Below are 19,724 nucleotides of genomic sequence, written 5' to 3'. Positions count from 1 at the left end.
ACTCGGCCTCACTGCTATTAAGCTAAGGTAATTATACTCCGGAATCATTCGGGCTGAGGATAGGCAAGGCTTTACCCCCTTAGCTTGACGGCTATGGGGTAGAAGCCAAACATTAAGATCTGGTTTTAACCGAGATCTATACCTCCCTTATCTAGTGCAAAGCTAATGTTAAACATTAACGCAATCAAGCCATACCTTCTGTTTTGCAATTGAGGGTAGGTTTTTGTAGTTGATAAATAACGTAAGTCCATGCTAGCCCAAGTGAAGTCGTCCATAAAGAATCCTGCTCCTAATATTCCTTGAATGGCCGGGGCGCTAAAACTCACATTATTACCATGGGAAAAAGTGGTATTAGTATTAACAAAGTTACTAAAATCTCTGATGTATGCCTCCCCTATACCTACTCCTATATAAGGAAAAAAATCTGTATGGCTTTCTTGAGTAAAAATATCGTAATACATATTAAGTAACCCATAGGTCACAGCACTACTACCCTGGTACCCTAAAGCCTTAGCTTGAAATCTGTCATACGTGCCCGAAGTACATAAGCCACTAGGCGTCACAATATCTACGTTCTCAAGAGTACAGTCACCTGGATTAACGCGTAAGGGGCCAGTAGAAATTCTATTGTAGAGCAGCTCTAGTTCAGTGCGAAAATTAGCTATTTTATAGCCCAATACACCGCCTCCGCCAGCCCCTATAGGACTATAGGATACTGTACCTGTAAATCTTTGGGCGTCTTCTACGAATGTTACTGTATTGTTGCTCGGACCATGGGCTATTCCTGCTAATAATCCGATATAAAGTCCTTGTACAGGGTGGCTATTGATAGCGAAAGTCGTGGAACTTATAAGTAGGCTAGAGAATATACCGAGCTGAATTAATTGTTTCATTTTGCATCCTTACTTATAACTGCCATTATCAAAATGATAAACAACTCCAGCATTTGCGATATGAGCCTGATATCTAAGACCTAAATCACTGCTTGTAGAGGTAGTTGATACATAGCGATAAGCCAGATTCATTGCATAATTTTCAGCAAAATTATAAGTAAATCCTGCTGTTCCTTGGCAGGCAAAAGCATTTTCATTCACACTTAAAAAAGTATTGCCAAAAGGACCAGTACTATTAAGTCTGTCTTGGAGATAAGCATAGCCTATTCCAAATCCTAAGAAAGGCACTACAGAAGGTAATACTTCTGGGGTATCATAGTACACATTGGCCATGGCTAAATTTCCAGAAGAGTAGCCGCTGACTCCTGTTTGTCCAATAAAATTGACGTTATAATATCGTGCATTAGCATGGATGTAAGTATATTCAACTTCATAGCGTAGGGGATTACTTTGATAACCAACACGTCCCCCGGCGTTATAGCCACTGTTAAATGAAGAATTATTTATAAAATTTCCAAAGAAAGTATAAAATCTGACGTTGTCAGGTACGTAAGTATAACCCCCAAATACACTGGTATACCAGCCATCAACTGGGACGGCGGCGGAAGTAATACCAGTTGCTAATAAAGCAGCAGAAAATAGTGTAAGTCTCATGACATCCCTTTGTTATTATTTTTTTTTCTAGCTCATGTTATCGTTTTACTTTAAATTTGCAAGTCTTCTGTTACTCTTTATAAGGCAGTATTAATTTTATACTTAAAGTAGCACAATGATTTTGTCACTTGTATAAAATTTTTATTACTATATTATGGAGTACGCATCACGAAAAAGGAGTTTCACCATGCCCCAGAAAGGAAGAGAATTACCCGAAGTAACCGATCATTTAGATGACTTTGTTGAGAAATTATTAACTCGAGTAGCTGATGAGTCTGAGGAAGGGCGTGCCGCTTTAATCGTTTCAATGGAAGCAGCACAAAAAATATATAACGAGCCAGCGGAGTCTTGGTTTTACGGGTGGTTTTATCAATATACTCGTACTCGAGGCCCTGAGATAGATACGGCAATTTCAAGTATTAAAGCATTTCCCGAGGCTTATATTCGTTTACAAGAAATCAAAATTTTAGTGAGTAAAGGGGAGTGGCTCCCTGATAGCTCTTATAATTATTATTTATTTGTTGAGTTAATTCGCTCTGTTCCAGGATATAAACCTTTGGAAGCTGAATTAATGCATCCAATTACTATCAAGGTAAAAAATAAGATTCTCGACAAAATTGATAACTTTATGTATCAATATCAAGCGACTCAAAAAGCAGTGGCAGAAAGAAATAATGAGCTCGCGTCAACTCATCGCAGTGCGCCGAAAAAATCAATAAATGTAGATAATGTGCTTCTTTTTAATAATGTGAGAGATGCTCAAGTTTCTGCAAAACATAATATTGAAAAAAGACATTTTTCTTTAGTGTTAACCGAAGGTAACTGGGTTATTTCCTGGGTAGATTTGGGCGGTAGGGCACATGACCTTGATGTCTATGGAAAAGAATTAATTGCTTTGTTGGTAGAGCATAAAGTTAATGACGTGGATCAAGCCAATGAAATTCTTGCCAAGCTAATAAAAAATGAGTGTGTTAAAGCAAGAGACCATTTTCTTAAAGAAGGCAGTTTTCTTAAAAAGGCGGAATTAATGGTTAATCCTAAAAAGAATGCTACTCATGAAGCCATCAGCAACTCTGCTCTTATAGATAAAGGCACGACTGCTACCTTTGTTTTACGAGGTAAACCACACGGCTATTCACTTACCTGGATTAACCATGTTGGGAATGTGAAAACTATTTCGTTGGATGCTTATCCGCAATTAAAGAAATGGCTTGATTTGCAAAATCCTTTGAGTGAAGAGAAGTATCCTGAATTAAAAGCTTATTTGCTACAGATAAGTACTACCTCAGCTATGGCAGGCATGGACTTTTTTAAAAAAGAACTAATGAGTTGTCTGGCTAAAGGCCCCAAAAAATCCGGCCATCCCCCCAAACCAACAACCACAGTTAATAAGTTAGATTTAACTCGGTTTGCTGAACTGGAGAGATGTTTAGAGACCAGACAAGCGCCATCACAGAGTACTGTGCCTGTAGAAGCGAACATGTTAGATGTACCAGAGGTACCTGAAGATGCGTCTGTGGCGACGGTATCAGAGGAACCTGCTAGTTCTCTAGATATACCTTCTGCACCCAAAGCGCGCTTAAATTTGAGTAACTACGCTGCTGTCACTCAATTATTTGGCCATCAACCTAAACTTGAGGAGGGGACTTCGAGCGTAGATGGGTCAGAGCAAGGATTTCAATTACATCGTAGGTAAGCGCTCAACGGTATTGTCTTAAGCAGATGAATGGTAACCTTGATACAGTTGCTTGTGTCATCCAGAGGAGCCTACGATGAAAGGGCTCCTTCGTTACCCTCTGGATGACATAAGGTCGGGCAATAAATTGCCAATAGTGCTACCTTAATAAAAGGAAGAAAAAATCGTAGCCCGTGTTAGTGCAGCATAATACGGGAATACCCTAGCTCAGTGCACTGAAATCCCGGATTACGCTGCGCTCATCCAGGCTACAAAAACTTAAGGTAGCGCCATTGGGCAATAAATTGCCGACTTAACTTAGAGCCGTCATGAGACTACTTAAAACCATTAGTTATAGGATAACGCCAGTCTTTGCCAAAGGCTATAGGGCTAATTTTGATACCTGGAGCTGCTTGGCGGCGTTTGTATTCATTACGTTTAATCAACGTAACAACGCGCTGTACTATTTCAGGATTAAAGCCTTGCTCTATAATTTCATCAGGGCTTAAATCCTCTTCCATATAAGCAGTTATTATTGCGTCTAGTACAGCATATTCCGGCAAGCTGTCTTGATCTGTTTGGTTGTCTTTAAGTTCTGCTGAGGGAGCTCTATCTATCACGCGTTGAGGGATTACTTCGGTAATAGAGTTGCGATAGTTTGCCAAGTTATATACTTGAGTTTTTAACACATCCTTTAATACTGCAAAACCACCGGCCATATCACCATATAAAGTAGCATAACCAACAGCGGTCTCACTTTTATTGCTGGTAGTTAATACTATTTTTCCTGTCTTATTAGACAACGCCATTAATAAAATCCCACGAATTCTGGCTTGAACATTCTCTTCCGTGGTATCTAAAGGCAATCCTTTAAAAACAGGCTCCAGAGTAGACATTAGCGTGTTATAGGTTGGTTCTATAGGTAATATAGAATGAGAGACGTTCAGTTTTTCAATTTGTTGTAACGCATCCTCATTACTCATTGAGACAGTATATTGTGAGGGCATCATAACTGCATGAACTTGATCAGCTCCTAGTGCATCGACCGCTACAGTTAAGGTTAAGGCTGAATCAATGCCTCCTGAAAGCCCGACTAAGGCGCCTGGAAAGTTGTTTTTGCGGACATAGTCTCTAGTGCCGCAAACTAAGGCTTTATAAATTAATGCCTCGTTACTCAATAAAGGAGTAATAGAACCTGTGACTTCATTATGATTTATTTGCACGCTACGTAAATCTTCTTCAAAGGCAGGAGCACGGGAACAGACGTTTCCTTTTTTGTCTATGGCAATGGATTGACCATCAAACAATAATTCATCTTGTCCACCAATTTGATTGACATAAATAATAGAGATACCTTGTTCCGCATAGGAGCGTAATAATGTTCTTCTTCTGTCGTATTTACTAAAATCAAAAGGCGATGCATTGATGACAATGAGGACTGAAATGCCTTGATGAAGCAGATCTTCAGCAGGTCCTGGATGCCATAAATCTTCACAGATAATGACGCCTATTTTATAGCCCAGAATTTCCAAAATGCAGGGGTCTTTTTTTCCAGGTGTAAAATATCGTGATTCATCGAATACTTCATAATTAGGTAAATTCTGTTTATGGTATTCGTGAGTTTTTTGTCCCTTATAGAAAATACTTGCCGCGTTATAGCAATATTCATCAATTTGCATAGGATGGCCAATAATCACATGGCATTCTTTCGTAGCTTCTTGAATGATTTTCAAGTTTTTAGTAACAGCCTGATGAAATTCTTTACGAAACAACAAATCCTCTGGAGGGTAGCCTGTAAGGGCTAGTTCAGGGAAGATAATAACATCGTGTTGCACTTGATGATCATTAATAATAGCAATAATTTTTTTACAGTTCGATTCAATAGCCCCTACTGTAGGATTAATCTGAGCCATAAGGATGTTGAGCGTTGAGTGCATAGATTTGTTTATTAAATAAGTGTATTGCGTACATTGTAGCTGAATCACCAACAAAGATACATTAGACCTTTTCCAAACGTTCCGTGGTGAGGAAAAGGTCTAATGTATGCAATAGCATTACAACACTAAAGAAGTATCTTGAGCATTTTGATCATTTTGCTCAATAGTCTTTCTAGACTTGTTTTTGTTGCCAACACTAAATGTTAGTGAAAAATGCCCAGGATTTGCCGAAAGCGGTTTTTCTGTTGAAATAGCTTTAACTTCACCTATTTGTGTTAATAATTTTTTATAAGACTCTTCGGTTTGCATAATAGTGTTCGTTGGGTGGGCTACAGTGGCATCTTTGATTATTTGTGTTGGATATAAAAATTCACCTATGTTTCTAAAAAAGGTATGGCTTGCCGCAAATACTTTGTGAAAGCCATGTCCTGGTTTTATATCAAAAAAAGCAGCGATACGGCCGAATAACATATTGAATGTATAAACAAGTGGTTTTACCAATGTACTCAACGCGGTATAGACCAGATAGAGCATATGGGTTGCAAACACGAGTAATCTACTTAAATCCTTGCTTATTTTGTCATATAAATCTAATGATGCTCTCTTGATAGGCTCGAAAGGCAGGGCTTTACCACTCCCTAAAGCAAAAGCGCTAAGTACAAATGAGATAATAAAACGCGAAACTGTTGGAATGTAAGCTAGGGGAATAGCAAATAGTTGATAAGCAATGGAATGACTTGCTTCTGGATAAAGTATTTTATTAAGTGATTTACTTTGTTGTTTATCAAAAAGGATATCAATCTGGCGCGACAGATTAAACAATAAATGCTGGTTTAGTTTAGGAATAGCCCCTGCATTAGCCGCTATCCAAGAAGCTAAAAGAAATCGATTGATTATTTTTTGATGCTCGGGATTAGTGGATTGTAATGAGCGAGCCATAGCTATTAATTCAGGTGTTATCTCTGGTGGAGGAAACTGTCGGTCTTTGTGATGTAACAAGCTTTCATAAAGTAATAGAGCAACCTTGGCTCCGATAAATGGATAACTAGTTTCAGGGGAAGGGCCTAAATCTTCTTTTAGAAAGTCACTTATTATAGGAATAGGGTAACCTGCAATACCATTAGCCAGAACATAACCTATTCCTGTAGCGGTTGCGATATAGGCTCCGACAGTGAGCGGATCTTCACCTACCTTATATAATGCATTAGTTGCTAAACCACTTGGGCCATGCATTAAACTATCCCATCCCGTCGCAAGAAGTTGGGCTTGAGTTGAACCTCCGGAAACAAGCGCGGTTAATTTAGAAGAGCCTAGGGAGTAAGCGAAATTGCTAAAGCAATTAACATAAGCGGTGCCAAAAACTGATGCTGTTGCTGTTGGCAAGTAAATGGCTCCAGCACCAACGGCAAAAGCTGCAGTAAAAACCAGACCGCCTATAGGATCTTTAGCGTAAAGATTATGGCTAAAAACTGCAGCAAAATCATTAAGTCCACGGGCCATTGCGGTTAAAATATCATTTTGTTCCCCTGCAGTCAGAGCATATTCCACTGCGGCAAATTTACTTTGAGGCTTATGGTGTTCAGAAGGGGTAATCATGCAACGCTCTAATATTTTTCTTAGGCGCTCTTCTTCTATACCTTTAATTTCTTCAAGTTCTGTTGTTGATTTCTCTAATACTTTTGATAGGGGAGGCGGTTCGTTGCATGAATTCCAATCATTCACTAAAGTGTCCGGTAGTTTAATAACTAAGTCAGTGCCAAAATCACGTACTCCGTTGTAAATATCAGCAAATACATAACCTATTTGTTTGAATAGTTTAATCGGTTTTTGCCACATGGGTTCATTAGACGAGCTATGTTCGCGAAGCGCTTTAGCGATTAAATGAAAATTATCATTAGACCAAGATTCTTCTTCCCATGGTTTGGTTGGGAGAACAATACTTTTAAAAAAATTCACAATGTAAAAACCAATGCTTTTGGCAAAAGCAGTAAAATTGCGATGATTTTTCCATTTCGTAGCATTGTAGATATCTAGTGACTCGGTTCCGTAGTGATTACTTACCGTAAGCGATTGGCTATCGAATTTGTCCCATCCTTCAATGAAACTTATGGCGAGTAATATTTCTCGTTCTCTTTGAGGCGTTAACTCATCCTCAGAAAAATCATAGGAAATAAGAGTAGGGCTGTCCGGAAACTCTACTGAGCGGGCGAATTGCTTCGTTGATCTGGCGCTCAAATCCTTAGTGTATACTCCGGTTTTGAGCGCAGCCTCTTTATCCTCCCCTGCGAGTTTACAAACAGGTCTAGAGTCATTATCTTCAGAAAAGAACCCATGATGTTTTGCTGTGATCGCATTACGAATATCCGGTTGGTGATCATCAATTTCTTTGCGGGCATCCTCGATAAAATCGTTTAATTCTCCGCGTGTTAAAGCAAATTCGCGTCGATTACTGTAGGTTAGATCTTGATTAACTCCTTGTAATTCATAAAGTCCATGGATCATTTGCTCTTTGACAAACGTCATCATAGAATTTTGTCCTCGAGCCGCGGTATAAGAGGTTATATTGGCCGTATTTCTTAGGGCGTTGATATAGAGGCTAGTTCTATTTATATCGGCATCCAGATCACTTTTAATTTGTTCTATGGTTGTCTGGTCTAATCCGGATTGATTCATCACGCCAACAAAATACACGGATAAATTGCTTTTAATTTGTTCTAATTTTTTTATATAGGCTAGGAGTTTTGTTTCACATTCAGTAGCAGTATTGTTTTTGTTGACTAATGATTCGATGCCTTGTAATGCTTCAAAGCGATCTTGGTATAAATCAAGTAGTTTTAATTTTACGACTTGAGAGTTACTGATCATCCCCTTTGCAACTCGCTCATGAGCAAGTACTCGATATTGCCCCAAGGCTGCAATAACTTTACTGGTGATAGAGTGTGTTTTAATAATGCCCCATCGAACAGCATTCTTTAATTGCTGTGGCTTGGTTTGCCATACAAAAGAATGAGCTTCATCATTTTTAGTGATGAATTTAACATGCTGGCTACTATCAGGATGGGAAATCGTTTTTTTGTAATTATCTTTTCGTTGTGATGCGCCTATGCCAGGAACAGAGGAGGTTACCGTTAAACACAGTTGTTCCTCATCATTAAGAAGAAATGCCCTATATTGTTCCTCATTATATTGCGATAAGAGCTTTTTCGCGCTAAGTGCACCACTCATAAACTAGTTCCAATATTGATGAATAGACCTCTTGCATAACTGCGTCTTTTTCCTGATTGCAGCGTTATAAGTGTTTCTCCGGAGTTCATTTACTCGTATTGTAAACTCCGCTCCTCGAAACACTTGCGACTTGCCCTCAAGCAAAATCCGCAGGTTATGCAAGTGGTCTAATACTTTTGCTCGTTGTTTATCGATAGTATACTATATTATTTTTAAACATACGGTTCTAATTTTGATCTTTATTTGGTTTGTCTAGTTATTTGAGTGATGTCTATTTGCTGGCAGGTACTGAATCGATTAAAACCTGTCGTGAAAATAAAAATAAAATCCTTATCTCGTTCTTAATAATACCTTAATTAACTTGAGGTATAGTTGACGCAGTTTTTGAAAAAATATAGTTCATACTGTGTTAATTTTAATTGTAGAGGAACTTAGAAATGCCCAAAAGACGAAGGAATAAAAATCAAGTTAATACTCCGTCTACTGTTGGAGAACAGCTTGTAGACGTTAGCCCTATAAGTAAAGATACTCCTACTGTGGATAAGCCAAGTAGCTCTATAAAAAGTCGTGCTTATGCTCTAGGTAGCACCGCAGCAAAAGGCGCTTATACTGCGGGTAACTTTGTTGCAAAAGGTGTTTATACGGTAGGTGGGGCTGCTGTAAACGTAGGTAAGAAAATTGCTGGTGGCGCTTTTTCTGTAGCGAGAACAGTAGTGGGCGGTGTAACAAGTAGTGCTTTTGGTTTGGCCAAGAATCTTTTAGGTCGTGTTTGGTCCATTGGTACGACAGCTGCTATAGAAGAATCCGTGGAGAATGAGGATAAGTTACTTGAGAATGTGGAAGAGCAAATTCAAGGATTTGTCACAAAGAATGAACAGTCAGTTGATGACCTAATTGCTAGCGGCCGTTCGCTTGTTGATGTATTTTTATCAACAGTACCTTCAGCGACGCAAAATGCTGTTAGAAATTTGGCGCAAAATAAAGAGTTCGTCGCTCTGATGCAAAGTAATACCCAATTATTACAGTTGTTAGGTACGCCAACAATTGAGGACGGGGTAAAATTACTGATTTCTGGTGCGAATGAAGGTGCCTTGCTACCTCAGAATGAAATTGCTGCACTACAAATAATGCTACAAGGACTGAATGTTGATCAAAATATTAAGTCTCAGGACGTCGTTTTAGCTCGTGAATTCCTGGGAACATTAGTTCAGACTCTTAACGATTTACAAACAGGCAAAAAGCAGTATATCTCTTTTGTAACAGAGGTTAATGGTTATGCCAAAATTATGCATGTCAACTTTGATGATCTGCTCAATAACCCTAAAATTATAAGTCGTATTTACTCTATCCTGTTACAACAAGGCGCGACTAAGAATGTCTCTATATCGTTTACTTCTTATGCTGAAGCGGCCGCTCTATCTGCTGTGATGGGTAAAGATACTGCTGTGAGCGCGTTAATGCAGGGTGTTAATGCTGTTCTATCACAAGAAAGTCAACTTGCTTTAAGCGCAGGAAATATGGATGGGGCATTAGCTCAAGGCTCTAATACTGTAAGACCAATAAAAGAACTATCTGAGCTTGTGAACTTAGTTATTAAATCAGCCACAGATAATTTAGAGCGTCTTTCTGCTGTTTTTGGTATTCCAGCTTCAGATTTGGTGCAAGGACGAAATCAAGCTCTTGTGGACTTAAGAGCAAGACCAACACAAGGTCTTACAATATCTCAAATTCATCAATTAATGCAAAAAACAGCGACTATCATTTTAACTAAGGAAGATGTAGTTGGTGCGATAAAACAAAATAAAGGCGCAATTGGTACATTTGCTCGCCTAAAGGATGCATCGAATAGTGTTGAGTTAGCAAATGGTACTGAGGCAAGAGGTAGTGTGACGATCATCGATAGTTCATTACAAGAAAATGAGCAATCGTTATTATTGGGTAATATACCATCACTTACTCCATTAACTGATGTGCGTGAGCTACAACAAACAAGTACCCCCTTAATTACTATGGAAGAGACACCTTCGGAAGAGGTTAAGGCCGAGCTGATTGAGCATCATTCGCATACTGAAAATCCTGAGTCTATTGTCATAGAAGATGAGCCAATAGATACGTCAGAGGCAAGTAAACCGAAGCAAAAAGATAGGTCTGAGGTAAGTAAAGGTAAGCTGGATTTAAGCAAACAGAAGGAAAAATATGACGCGTTGCTAAAAAATCTAGGAACGGTTGTACAAGAGTTATTCTATAAGCTGGATAAAAATAGCAAATACGAACAAGTTGCCTTTGTTGCTTTAGATTTGCATGACAAATTAGCATGTGCAGCCGAACACTTTTTTAATAACCCTAGTGCAGACAGTTTTAAAGCATTTAAAAAACACTGCCATGACAGTATCCAAGCTGCAGAACCGGTGTTTGCTGAACATCGTGGTGTATGGCAACTGACTCATCCGGTTATTAAAGGCATATTAGCTGTTATTTCTGCATTGACTATAATACCTGGTTTAATGGTTGCTGGCTTCTCGACTCATGGTTTCTATGATACCTTCTTTGGTACACCTATAACTAACTCCGCTATAGCGTTGGCTGAAACGGCATCAGAGATTGATGACATCGACAATGAAACTGAGCAGAGTATGAGAACAGCAATCACTTTATAGTAATTACTACTGTTTAATAAAAGGCTTCTTAATGAAGCCTTTTTTATATCAAGCTTATAAATACGACAAAACTGTCAATAAGATTAAAAATTGACTACAATAGATCCTTTTGTCTGGATCAATCTACCTTATGTTAAAAGAAGCCATTTCAAAAATGCCGGAGGTTTTTGAACCTCAAATATTATTACGTGGCCAAGATTATTTTCAAAAAGGGCAAGTACTGAATATTCGCTTGAGTGATGGCTTATTAAAAGGACGGGTTAAAGGAGGTTCCAGTCAGATTTATGATATTCACATGGATTTAAAGATGTGGCCGGGAAAACCCGCTCGCTGTACCTGTCCCTATCAATATAATTGCAAACATGCTGCTGCCTGCCTATTCGCATTAAGGGATAGGGAATCAGGGATGACCTCTCAACATCCAGATAGATTAGATAGGAAACTAGATACGTGGCTTAAAAATTTGCGTGCGCAAGAAGAGACTTCTGTTAAAAAACATGAAACGACGCATCATTTAAATTATATCGTTACCTTAAGATTGGATGGCCATGAGCATAGAGTTACTATTGAATTAGCTTTAGCGAAGTTATTAAAGCGTGGGGGGTATGGTAAAAGAGTAATTTTAAATAGTCTGCCAGAATCCAAAAGGCAGCATTTTACTGGCGATGATAATGACATTGTCGCCCAATTGCTATTTAAATGTGGTGTTTCCGGTTGGTTTGATCGCCTAACCATTCGCAATAGTGAGCTTTTAACACGAATTATTTCTTCGGGAAGAGCTTTTTTTAGCATAGATGCTGAAGATCCAATTCAAATGGGAGAAGAGGTAACAGGGATTTGTCGTTGGGTTCTCGCTGCAAATGGGAATCAAAGTTTATTATTAATGCATGAAAATACGGTACTCACTCCTTTATTATTAGATGAGTGCTGGTATTTTAATGATGCGGAGGTTGTTCTGGGGCGTTTGAACACTCCATATCCCGTAAAACAATTACGTCATTTACTTGAGGCGCCACCTATTCCTCTAGAACAAGCTAAGTTATTGGCGAGCAAAATGGCTAATACATGCCCTGAGTTTCCCACGCCTCAAATCTTTGAGCAACGCCACAGACTAGAGATAACTCCTACACCGGTATTAATTCTTGATACCCTTAGTGAATCTGATATGGAAGTGTCCTGGTTTTATGATCAAGCTGAAGAGATAGATGCTTTGTTTATCGCGCAAGTTGCTTTTGATTATTCTGGATTAGTTATTGCGCAAGGAGATGAAAGTACTCATGTGGTGCGCCAGCAAGGAGATACTTTATTAGAGTATAAACGCGATATACATTTTGAAGAGTCACAATTACAAGAGCTACATCAATTAATTAATTTAAGACCTATTTCTCAGTGGGAGCAGTATGCGCGAGATTTAAAAGAAAAGTCATTATTGGTTTTAAATGATATTGAAAAATTAGCCGACTTAGAAGTTTTGTATAACAAGGTAATCCCCCATTTAAAAAATAAAGGCTGGCGAGTTGAATTTGCTAGTACATTATATCAAGAAGTCATTAACGCGGATGACGTAGAGTGGTATTCCGATCTGCACGAAAGCACTACCGATTTCTTTTCTTATCAATTAGGAATTCTGGTTGATGGGCAACCAGTTAGTGTTGTACCTCTTGTCGCCACTCTTATCCAACGTTACAGTGGTAATGATTTAGATGCATTACCAGATACCCAGTTAGTCAAACTTCCTTTGCAAGACGGTAGAGCATTACAATTGCAAATGGGGCGTATTAAACCGCTTGTCCGTTTATTATTGCAATTTGGTACGCGCCACATTAATGAAGAGCAACATCTAGAGATTAATAAATATCAATTACTTCTCATGCAGGAAGCCGAATTAGCGATTGCCGCTACTAAAGCACGATGGCAGGGAGCGGAACAATTTCGCCATGAATTAAAACAATTGGTGCAATTAACGGAATTACCAGAAATTACTCCTCCCTCTGGCTTAAAAGTCAATTTGCGCGATTATCAGCATTATGGATTAAAATGGTTGCAATTTTTAAGATCCAGTCGTTTTAGTGGGGTTTTAGCGGATGATATGGGCTTAGGTAAAACGGTACAAACTCTTGCTCATTTGCAATATGAAAAAGAGCAAGGGCGACTTAACAATGCTACCTTGATCATTGCCCCTACTAGCTTAGTGGGTAATTGGTTGGCTGAGGCAAAACGTTTTACTCCAGAGCTCAATGTGTTGGTTTACCATGGTAGTGAAAGGCATCAGGATAATTTTGATGATTTTGATTTGGTCATTTCAACATATGGATTAATTCATAGAGATAAAGAAAAATTTGTCAATTATCCATTCTATTACCTTATCTTAGATGAAGCACAGTTTATAAAAAATGCACGCACCAAAACCACTCAAGTAATTCAACAATTACAAGCATCTCATCGTTTGTGCCTGACGGGTACACCTTTGGAAAACCATCTTGGAGAGCTATGGTCCTTATTTCATTTTCTAATGCCTGGTCTTTTAGGCGATACGAAACAATTTAGACTTTGGTTTAGGACCCCTATAGAAAAATATAGCGATTTAGATAGAAGAGAGTTGTTAGCCAAAAGAGTTAAGCCTTTTATGCTGCGACGAACCAAAAATCAAGTGGCTAGTGAATTACCGCCTAAAACTGAAATGCTGCGTACAATAGAAATTGTTGGTCCCCAGCGTGATTTATATGAAGCAATTCGTATGAGCATGGAGAAAAAAGTTCGCGATGCCATTGCAAAGCAAGGCTTAGGTAAAAGCCATATTTTATTACTGGATGCATTACTTAAATTGCGCCAAATCTGTTGTGATCCGCGATTATTATCTCTACCGGAAGCAACTATTGCCCATGGAACTTCAAGTAAATTAGATGCGTTGATGGAGCTTCTTGATAATTTGGTCGAAGAGGGGCGGCGTGTATTAGTATTCTCTCAGTTTACTTCCATGCTGCAATTAATCGAAGATCAATTAGTTGCTAAACAATATGAATATTTAAAATTAACAGGACAAACCCAAAATAGACAAGCTTTAGTGGAGCGCTTTCAAGAAGGCAAGACCCCTATATTTTTAATTAGTTTAAAAGCTGGTGGAACCGGATTGAATTTAACTCGAGCCGATACAGTAATCCATTACGATCCTTGGTGGAATCCTGCAGTTGAAGATCAAGCCACAGATAGAACTCACAGGATAGGACAAGAAAATCCCGTGTTTGTTTATAAATTAATTACTGCAGGTACTGTGGAAGAGGCTATTTTAGGAATGCAGGAGAGAAAGCGACAGTTAGTGGATGGAATATTATCTGCTGATTCCTCTAAGACGGTGTCTTTGAGTGAGGAGGATCTGGATCAATTTTTCATGCCCCTCGGTTGAACGTTCATATTTGGCGCATCTTAAACGCTCGACCCCTGCTGAAATGCTCACATACTGATGTATGCTGTGCTTTTCAGCAGGGGTCGAGCGTTTAACCTGCACTCAAATCTGAATGTTCACTGTTCTGGTGATGTTTGTATTGCGCTGCGCTAATACGGTATGTGCTTGATTCCTCTTCCTTGCTCTCTCCCTGTGAGACGCTGTTTTTAATATTCTCTTAACAAATAAGCTCTATACTTGGAATATATTTTATTGTTGTCAGTTTAAGGATGGGCTATGCCAGTACCTTCAACAGGACAAGAGGCTCAATATTATCATACAGGTGGCAATAAACGACTAGTGATTCAAAGTAATCAAATTGTGGGTTATGAGTATCGTGATAATCCCTCCGATGCCTGGAAAAAAAGTGGAGATCCTTCGCGTTATAACAACTTAATACAACTATTTAAACAAAATCAAATTTCCTCTGAAGGACGATACCAGCATGAGCAACAACGACGCAAAGGATTTATAAGCTCAAAAGAGAATAAAATTAACAGTATATTAGATGACCTAGCACAAAAAGTTGGTGGTATTGATCAGCATTATTTTAAAGAAGCTAAAGATACTGCTAAGCAATTATTAAATGCATTGCACGGCGCTAAGTCCAACTACTTAACTAATCTTAATAATCTGGACATGAATATTGAAAATGTGAATGAGGATTTTGAAAACACATGTAAATCCTTGATCGATGAGGCAAGACCCATACTGGAAAGGGATTTGGGTTGGGGTACTTATCTAACTAATCTATTAAAAACAATTACTAATGCAATTATTTACGTAGTCACCTTTGGTCAAGTTAATAACTTCTTCAAGCAAGAACAAGCTGAATCAATGAAAACAGTTGAAGAAGTAGAACAAAAGTTAAAACTCTAGTTAGCTTCATTCTATTTTCATGGATGAAAATACTCTTGCAATATTAAATAAAATGCTTCAGCTTGGCATTGCTTCTTAGCCCCATGCATATAAGAGAGTTTCCTCGTCAACTGAACTAAATTAGCTGTTCAAAGCTGAAATGATTAAATTTCAGGCGCAAAGAATCTGAGTGGTCCACGCTATATTCGCTTATCACAAAGCCATGTATAATTAACGAGCATTTTCTTATAAATGGAGTTTCCTCGTGTTAGATATTGATTTCCTTCGTTATCTCATGAAACAGATGAAAGACGATGATCAAGAATTGGGTCAATGTGTTAAAAAGCTCGAGAAAAGCCTATGGCTTGCTGATCATAGATTAAAAGTGTGGACTATTCTCAAACAAAGAGAGATGTCTATAGATTTGCGCCTGCAATGGGCTTGTTTATTAGGGTTGGCTGAGCAGATACCCGTTCTTATCGTTCAAGGCGCTGCAGTCGATAAGGCGGATTACTTTTATTATGGCATTACTCCATTGATGATTGCTTCGCAAAATAACCATCCGCAGGTGGTTGGTTTGTTGATTAACAAAGGCGCTAAGGTCGATAAGGTAAGAATTGGAGGAGCTACCGCTGTATATATGGCCGCAAGTCGAGGTTATGAGCGGCTGGTTGCATTATTGTATCAGCATGGGGCTGTCCTTAATAAGAATTTCTATGGAGAGAGTATTTTATCTAACACAGCGTCTTATGGTCATTATAATGTTACTAGGTTTTTACTCCACCATGGAGTAGATGTTAATCAGGAAAGCAGTACTGGTACTATTGCCCTACATGGTGCGGCTTACGCTGGTCATAATAAAGTCGTGAAATTACTGATTCATTCTGGAGCCACAGTTAACAAACCTGCTGTTAATGGCCTTACTCCATTGCATTCTGCTGCCTTAGGTGGCCATGCTAGAACCATAGAATTGTTAGCTGTTAACGGAGCTAAAGTTAATGCAGCAACAACTTTTGAGAAAGATACTCCTATGCATGCCGCAGCATCCAGAGGGAATCTTGAGGCGGTTAGATTATTAAATCGCTATGGTGCAGATCTTAATAGATTAAATGCCAAGGCACTTTCCCCATTACATGTTGCTGTAGTGAATGGCTATGTGTCTGTTGTGCGTTATCTTCTTGAAAATGGGGCTATTGCTAGCTTATATCAGCTGAGAAACACTGGTTTATATAAGAATAATGGAACAACGATATGGGCCAATATTCCATGGCAACTTAGGTCTGTTTTAATTACGGCTATAGAGCAAAGCACCACCTTAAGCACGTTAGATCCTCTGCCTGAATATTTTACTGCTGATGAACAGGATAAGATTAATGGCATTTTAAAAAGAAACAGGAAAATTGAGAGGTACTATCGCGTGGCGTGTCAGTTAATTGACAAGTCATTCAACATGTTCAGTGAGAACATGATAACAAAAGATGAAAGGGAAGCACTACTCAAAAGATTAAATCAATTGAAACAAAACATTAGACGTTTATTTCCTACCGCATCTCAGTTAGGTAGACTTGATGAATACTTCGAGTTTAAACAAGTAGTCATTAGTTATTGTCGTGATGCTCTACCGGAAGATGCGATTGAATATCTTAAAGAAGTATCAGATCTTTCTTCTCCGGAGAATCAAGAAACGCTCAAGTTCTTGTTATTAAATTGTTTTGGGAAATTCAACTCTTGGCGAGGTAACGATGAAAAAGACTATTTCTTGGCTAAGATTATTGATGAAATTTTTGTTCATATTCAAGATCCTGATGAAGATCTAAATAAGATATTAGCTGATGGATTTTGGTATTTTTTACACCCTAATGATTTAGACAATCCATGTTTAACTTTGAGCCAGCTGTGGGAGGATTGTGAACCAGAAGAATTAAACGGTCTGTCGACACTGCACCTGTTATTATGGATTAGGGCATTGTTTCAACGGCCGCAAAGTATTAAATCAGAGTATAAGGCAATTGATTTGTTGATTGGGATTACTGAATCAAAGAGCAATCCTCTTTTGGCAGAGAAATTACTTCTTACCTGCCTCACTCAGTTTTTCACAAGGCACCAAAAGTTACTCACCCAATCTTCAGTAATGACCTTTGATGAACTCTATATGAATTTACCTTCAGCTCCTTTTCTCCGACAAAATGGTGCTATTGATGATAAAAAAACAGTGCTCGTTGGGTATTATAAGACTCTTAGGGCGGCAACTCCCTCTGTAACAAATGTTTCTATTTTTGCTAATCATGAAGCAGTCAATCCAGAGCACTACCAAGAACAACAACTTTGTCTGTAAAAAAAATTGGTAAAGTGTTCGCTCATAGCTTATGCTTTAAGTGATTGGAATAATGGAGATAATTTATGAAAATATGGAAAATTCTTTGTGGTTTTGTTTTGGCCGTGTCCTATTTACCTTTAGCATTGGCAGCAGGAAGCCCTGCAGGAACATGGACAACGATTGATGATAAAACAGGGCAAAAAAGAGCTGTGGTTAACATTTCTATTTCAGGCGGTACTTTAAGTGGAACCATAGTGAAAGTATATCCTCAACCAGGCGACACTGGAATTTGTGTTAATTGTCCTGGTGCCTTTAAGGGTAAAAAGATTCAAGGACTACGCTTTGTTTGGGGACTAAAAGACCAAGGTAATGGCGTATGGAGTGGTGGTTCTATTCTGGATCCAAAATCAGGCAAGATTTACAAAGCTAAAATGACACTTGAAGGCAATAAGCTTTATGTCAGAGGTTATGTTGGCGTATCAATGCTTGGCCGCACTCAAACCTGGGTTAAATAAACAGCCACCCAATAGACCTAATAAATTGTAATGATAAAAGACACACATCAGTGTGTCTTTTTTTAATTATTAGGAGTCACAGACTTGGTTCAAACTAGCGATTTGTTTCCAGACCCTATACAATAGCCCATATTGATTTTTTCTAAACTTAACTATCGTGTTACTCTTATGTTAGATCTGCAAAGTGCAAAAAAGACAGTCGATCCATTAAAGCGCCCACCTCATTCCGCAGAGGCAGAGCAATCCATTATTGGTGGTTTGATGCTTGATAACCAAGTCTGGGATAAAATAAGCACTAAATTATGTGAAGCTGATTTTTATCGTACAGAGCATAAAGTTTTATTTAAAACTATTGCCGCCTTGGTAAAAAAGGAACAACCCTTTGATGTGGTTACTCTTTTGGATGCATTGAAATCCCATAATGAGCTAGATGATGCTGGAGGGGAAGCTTATTTATTTGAATTGGCTAATAACACCCCTAGTGTGGCCAATGTTACCGCTTACGCCGACATAGTAAGAGAAAAATCGGTTCAAAGACAGCTTATTGCAGTGGCAACAGAAATTGCTGATTCCGCTTATAATCCTAGTGGAAGAGAAGTTCCTGAGTTATTAGATTTTGCTGAAACAAAAGTATTTGCCATTGGGGAACAAACTGGTGGTGATGGTGGCCCTGAAGCGATTAAGTCCATTCTCGTACGCACGGTAGAAAAGATAGATCAACTATATCACAGTACCGATGCGATCACTGGTCTTGCTACAGGATTGTCTGATCTTGATGAGATGACCTCTGGTTTGCAGCCTTCCGATTTAGTCATTGTGGCCGGTCGACCATCTATGGGTAAAACAACCTTAGTAATGAATATGGCCGAGCACGCAGCCATTAAAGTGAATAAGCCCGTCCTGGTTTTTTCGATGGAAATGCCTTCTGATTCTTTGGCAATGAGGATGATGTCTTCTCTTGGACGTATTGATCAGCATAGGATTAGAACGGGTAAATTAGACGACGATGATTGGCCGAGAGTCACTTCGGCGGTTCATATGCTTTCGGAAGCGTCTTTATTTATAGATGATACTCCTGCTTTAAGTCCCGCGGAAATGAGAGCAAGGGCTCGACGTTTAGCAAAAGAGCATGGTGCATTGGGACTTATCGTTGTGGATTATTTACAATTGATGAAAATACCCGGATTTAATGCAGAAAACAGAACCGCAGAGATCTCTGAAATTTCACGCAGTCTTAAATCTCTGGCAAAGGAATTACAAGTTCCTGTTATTGCGTTATCCCAGTTAAACCGGAGTCTTGAGCAAAGAGCAGATAAACGCCCGGTTATGTCTGATTTAAGGGAGTCTGGTGCGATTGAGCAGGATGCTGATTTGATCTGTTTCATTTATAGGGATGAAGTTTATAACGAAGACAGTCCAGATAAAGGGACTGCAGAAATTATTATTGCTAAGCAAAGGAATGGCCCCATAGGAAAAGTACGTGTGGCCTTCATAGGTAAATATACTCGATTTGAGGATTTAGCTTTTAGTGGGTATCAAGGAGCAGACTAA

At 38.8% G+C, this 19,724-nt stretch carries 11 protein-coding genes; 7 read left to right on the top strand and 4 right to left on the bottom strand.

Annotated elements, in window-relative coordinates:
* Positions 1-125 precede the first annotated feature (125 nt).
* Both LFA_RS09510 and LFA_RS09505 read right to left on the bottom strand, forming a co-directional pair.
* Complete coding sequence (locus tag LFA_RS09510; RefSeq protein WP_052673926.1) at positions 126-893, bottom strand: P44/Msp2 family outer membrane protein; 768 nt, start codon at positions 891-893, stop codon at positions 126-128.
* A gap of 9 nt (positions 894-902) precedes the next feature.
* Positions 903-1,547, bottom strand: a complete 645-nt coding sequence (locus LFA_RS09505; protein ID WP_045095978.1) for an outer membrane protein — start codon at positions 1,545-1,547, stop codon at positions 903-905.
* 187 nt (positions 1,548-1,734) lie between these two features.
* On the opposite strand from LFA_RS09505, the gene LFA_RS09500 reads away from it, so the two are divergent.
* The gene (locus tag LFA_RS09500; protein ID WP_052673925.1) at positions 1,735-3,243 is read left to right on the top strand and encodes a hypothetical protein; all 1,509 of its coding nucleotides are present in this window, start codon (positions 1,735-1,737) and stop codon (positions 3,241-3,243) included.
* A gap of 314 nt (positions 3,244-3,557) precedes the next feature.
* Here the strand turns inward: LFA_RS09500 and LFA_RS09495 are convergent, their stop codons facing one another.
* Positions 3,558-5,159, bottom strand: a complete 1,602-nt coding sequence (locus LFA_RS09495) for an NAD+ synthase (protein WP_045095977.1) — start codon at positions 5,157-5,159, stop codon at positions 3,558-3,560.
* A gap of 117 nt (positions 5,160-5,276) precedes the next feature.
* Positions 5,277-8,384: a hypothetical protein gene (locus LFA_RS09490; RefSeq protein WP_045095976.1), complete on the bottom strand. Its 3,108-nt coding sequence runs from the start codon at positions 8,382-8,384 to the stop codon at positions 5,277-5,279.
* A gap of 437 nt (positions 8,385-8,821) precedes the next feature.
* On the opposite strand from LFA_RS09490, the gene LFA_RS09485 reads away from it, so the two are divergent.
* The 6 genes from LFA_RS09485 to dnaB all read left to right on the top strand — a co-directional run bounded on the left by LFA_RS09485 (position 8,822) and on the right by dnaB (position 19,724).
* Complete coding sequence (locus tag LFA_RS09485) at positions 8,822-11,041, top strand: hypothetical protein (protein ID WP_045095975.1); 2,220 nt, start codon at positions 8,822-8,824, stop codon at positions 11,039-11,041.
* A 130-nt stretch (positions 11,042-11,171) separates the two neighbouring features.
* On the top strand, positions 11,172-14,444 hold the full coding sequence (locus LFA_RS09480; RefSeq protein WP_045095974.1) for a DEAD/DEAH box helicase: 3,273 nt from the start codon (positions 11,172-11,174) through the stop codon (positions 14,442-14,444).
* Positions 14,445-14,720: 276 nt separating this feature from the next.
* On the top strand, positions 14,721-15,362 hold the full coding sequence (locus tag LFA_RS09475; RefSeq protein WP_045095973.1) for a hypothetical protein: 642 nt from the start codon (positions 14,721-14,723) through the stop codon (positions 15,360-15,362).
* Positions 15,363-15,606: 244 nt separating this feature from the next.
* A complete protein-coding gene (locus LFA_RS09470; protein ID WP_045095972.1) occupies positions 15,607-17,676 on the top strand; it encodes an ankyrin repeat domain-containing protein in 2,070 nt (689 codons plus the stop codon).
* Between the two features lie 65 nt (positions 17,677-17,741).
* The gene (locus LFA_RS09465; RefSeq protein ID WP_045095971.1) at positions 17,742-18,173 is read left to right on the top strand and encodes a DUF2147 domain-containing protein; all 432 of its coding nucleotides are present in this window, start codon (positions 17,742-17,744) and stop codon (positions 18,171-18,173) included.
* Between the two features lie 168 nt (positions 18,174-18,341).
* On the top strand, positions 18,342-19,724 hold the full coding sequence (gene dnaB / locus LFA_RS09460; protein WP_045095970.1) for a replicative DNA helicase: 1,383 nt from the start codon (positions 18,342-18,344) through the stop codon (positions 19,722-19,724).

Source organism: Legionella fallonii LLAP-10 (genome assembly GCF_000953135.1).
GTDB classification, from domain to species: domain Bacteria; phylum Pseudomonadota; class Gammaproteobacteria; order Legionellales; family Legionellaceae; genus Legionella; species Legionella fallonii.
Note: the sequence above shows the minus strand (reverse complement) of the source record. Positions and strands in the feature narration are given on the sequence as shown.

Bases quoted from the DNA above. Each gene is read 5' to 3' on its own strand.
- LFA_RS09510 (WP_052673926.1), bottom strand. From the start codon at position 893: ATGAAACAATTAATTCAGCTCGGTATATTCTCTAGCCTACTTATAAGT.
- LFA_RS09505 (WP_045095978.1), bottom strand. From the start codon at position 1,547: ATGAGACTTACACTATTTTCTGCTGCTTTATTAGCAACTGGTATTACT.
- LFA_RS09500 (WP_052673925.1), top strand. From the start codon at position 1,735: ATGCCCCAGAAAGGAAGAGAATTACCCGAAGTAACCGATCATTTAGAT.
- LFA_RS09495 (WP_045095977.1), bottom strand. From the start codon at position 5,159: ATGCACTCAACGCTCAACATCCTTATGGCTCAGATTAATCCTACAGTA.
- LFA_RS09490 (WP_045095976.1), bottom strand. From the start codon at position 8,384: ATGAGTGGTGCACTTAGCGCGAAAAAGCTCTTATCGCAATATAATGAG.
- LFA_RS09485 (WP_045095975.1), top strand. From the start codon at position 8,822: ATGCCCAAAAGACGAAGGAATAAAAATCAAGTTAATACTCCGTCTACT.
- LFA_RS09480 (WP_045095974.1), top strand. From the start codon at position 11,172: ATGTTAAAAGAAGCCATTTCAAAAATGCCGGAGGTTTTTGAACCTCAA.
- LFA_RS09475 (WP_045095973.1), top strand. From the start codon at position 14,721: ATGCCAGTACCTTCAACAGGACAAGAGGCTCAATATTATCATACAGGT.
- LFA_RS09465 (WP_045095971.1), top strand. From the start codon at position 17,742: ATGAAAATATGGAAAATTCTTTGTGGTTTTGTTTTGGCCGTGTCCTAT.
- dnaB (WP_045095970.1), top strand. From the start codon at position 18,342: ATGTTAGATCTGCAAAGTGCAAAAAAGACAGTCGATCCATTAAAGCGC.